The 2,950-nt window shown below is 39.7% G+C and carries 3 protein-coding genes; 1 reads left to right on the top strand and 2 read right to left on the bottom strand.

What is annotated here, in order from left to right; translation table 11 throughout:
* On the bottom strand, nucleotides 1-986 hold a 986-nt coding region (locus VIH09_RS09530), incomplete at its 3' end, for an ABC transporter substrate-binding protein (protein ID WP_331580318.1).
* An 88-nt stretch (nucleotides 987-1,074) separates the two neighbouring features.
* On the opposite strand from VIH09_RS09530, the gene mtaB reads away from it, so the two are divergent.
* Entirely contained in the window at nucleotides 1,075-2,403 is a 1,329-nt protein-coding gene (mtaB, locus tag VIH09_RS09525) for a tRNA (N(6)-L-threonylcarbamoyladenosine(37)-C(2))-methylthiotransferase MtaB (protein WP_331580316.1), read from the top strand.
* A 261-nt stretch (nucleotides 2,404-2,664) separates the two neighbouring features.
* On the opposite strand, the gene VIH09_RS09520 is transcribed toward mtaB, so the two are convergent.
* Nucleotides 2,665-2,950, bottom strand: a 286-nt coding sequence (locus VIH09_RS09520; protein ID WP_331580314.1) for an SDR family NAD(P)-dependent oxidoreductase, incomplete at its 5' end; no start/stop codon positions are given.

Here is a 2,950-nt window from a genome sequence, read left to right as displayed (position 1 = left end):
AAATAGGTCACTAATTTTTGACGGTCGAAACCATAATTCATCGCCTGCCGGATGCGTATGTCAAGCACTGCTTTACTATCCCCGTCCATTCGGAATCCCAAATATTCGGTGTTGAGGTATGGCCCCGTTATCAGGTTTACGTCATTTACGTATTTAGGCTGCAGTTCACCTTTTTGGGTAAGGATTTCGTCTTTATAGGAAGGGTCCAGTCCGGAAGTGAAGTCCAATTTTCCTTGTATGAATTGCAAAAAACCACTTTGTTTATCAGGCAGAAAAGTAATGGCTACCGCTTCAAGGTAGGGCAAACGGTTTCCTTTTTCGTCCCTCTCGTAATACAGAGGGTTTTTTCTTAAAACCAGTTTTACGTTTTCTTCCCACAATTTGAATTGGAAGGGTCCTGTTCCTATAGGATGCGAACGAAAATCGCTCCCATAGTGTTCCGCAATTTCTTTCGGGACCACAGAGGCATATTTCATAGTCATTAAACCGAGGAAAGCAGGGAATGGTTTGATTAGTTTGATCTCGAAGATGCTATCGTTTTGGGCCTTGAAACTTTCGACATTTTGCAAAACCCATCCTCCGGGCGAGGCCACTTTTTCATCCAAAAGACGGCCCAAACTGTATTCGAAATCTTGGGCCTTCACTGCGCGGGTACTGTCCTTGCCAAACAGAACGTGTTTATGGAAAAAGACATCGGGGCGTAAGGTAAAAGTATAGGTTTTTGCGTCGGGGGAAATAGCCCACGATTTGGCAATATCAGGTTTAATGTGAAGACTGTCATCCAACTGGAGTAATCCGTTGAAAATGTGATTGCAAGCCCAAATATTGGACTGGACTTTGGAAAAGGCAGGATCCAAAGAGGTGATGTTGGAGCTTTCGTTGTATCTAAAAACGAGTCGGTCTTTGTTTTTTTCACTCTCTTTTCCGCAAGAAGCAAATGTTAATACAATACAAAATACTGATATATAGCGAATTATTGATTTCATTTTAAAGAATATTGTACGTAAATTTGCAAACTCTTTTTACAAAGATGTAAATATAATAAGTTACTACTTAAAACGTAGTTTTATCCCTATGGAAAACAGAAAAAAAGTTGCCTTTTATACGCTTGGATGCAAACTGAATTTTTCGGAAACATCAACAATTGCTCGAAATTTTCAAGATGAAGGTTTTGACCGTGTTGATTTTGAAGAAGTGGCCGACATGTATGTCATCAATACGTGTTCGGTGACGGAAAATGCGGATAAGCAGTTCAAGCAGGTCGTAAAGAAAGCGATGAAACTCAACGACAAAGCTTTTGTGGCGGCGGTGGGTTGTTATGCCCAATTGAAGCCCGAAGAACTAGCAGCTGTTGATGGTGTGGATTTAGTTCTTGGTGCCACTGAAAAATTCAAAATCTTGGATTACATCAATGATTTGAGTAAAAACGATATGGGAGAAGTGCATTCCTGCGAGATTGCGGAAGCTGATTTTTATGTGGGAAGTTATTCGATTGGCGACAGGACCCGCGCTTTTTTGAAAGTGCAGGATGGTTGCGATTACAAATGTACCTATTGCACGATTCCATTGGCAAGGGGGATTTCACGAAGCGACGCTTTGGAAAATGTATTGCAAAATGCAAAAGACATTTCAGCCCAAGACATCAAGGAAATTGTTTTGACGGGAGTGAATATTGGTGATTACGGAAAAGGGGAATTTGGAAATAAGAAACACGAACATACGTTCTTGGAATTGGTTCAGGAATTGGATAAAGTGGAAGGAATCGAGAGATTGCGAATTTCATCTATCGAACCGAATTTATTGAAAAACGAAACGATAGAATTTGTTTCGAAAAGCAGGACTTTTGTGCCGCATTTTCATATCCCATTGCAATCGGGTAGTAATGATATTTTGAAACTGATGAAGCGTCGTTACCAACGCGAAGTGTATACGGAACGCGTAAATAAAATCAGGGAAGTGATGCCACATGCCTGTATTGGTGTGGATGTCATTGTAGGTTTTCCGGGAGAAACGGATGAGCATTTTTTAGAAACCTATCATTTCTTGAATGATATGGATATCTCGTATTTACATGTTTTTACCTATTCGGAACGTGATAATACCGAAGCTGCCGATATGCCTGAAGTTGTTCCCGCTAATGTGCGCTCAAAACGAAGCAAAATGATGCGTGGATTGTCTGTCAAGAAACGTCGTGCTTTTTATGAAAGTCAGTTGGGAACCAATAGAACGGTGCTGTTTGAAAGCGAAAACAAAGAAGGCTATATTCATGGTTTCACCGAAAACTACGTAAAAGTGAAAACGCCTTGGAATCCTGAATTGGTCAACACTTTACACGAAATCAACCTAACGAAGATTGATGATGACGGAAGCGTGCGAATGGAATTTGTTACAGCTTTGGTTTAGTTTTTAATAGCAGGTACGGATTAAGGTTTTTTTACCATATAAGTCATATAAGTTTTTTAAATTATTGGTAAACTAAGTTTTGTTACTTGTCAAACATTAAGTTTTTAAACCATTAAGGGATTAAGTTCATTAAGTTTTACGCTTAATTTTCTTAATCCCTTAATGGTTTTTATTAGTAAAGATTGGCCGTTAGTCTTTAAGACTTTCGACCTTTGACTAATTTTATTCTTCTGCTTATATGACTGATATGTTTAATTTTTTTTACGGATTCGTAGACCAGATGCTACTGTTTTTTATGAAGACGCGTCGGTTTAGTTTTAACTGTGCGATAATCAATTCGGCCATGTCTTCTGCCTGCATCACCTTATCTGGATTTCCGTCTGTCAGATTTAAGTCTTTGGCCATTTCTGTGGCAACAGTGCTTGGCGTTAATGCCGTTACGCGAATGTTGTGTTTGCGGACTTCCTGCATCAAGGATTCGGTCAATCCCAAAACGGCAAATTTAGAAGCGCTATAGGCACTCGTCAAAGCGTTTCCGCTTAATCCC

It is taken from the genome of Flavobacterium sp. (assembly GCF_036515215.1).
Taxonomy (GTDB): domain Bacteria; phylum Bacteroidota; class Bacteroidia; order Flavobacteriales; family Flavobacteriaceae; genus Flavobacterium.
The sequence above is the reverse complement of the archived record's forward strand: the minus strand, read 5'-3'. Positions and strand labels throughout refer to the sequence as shown.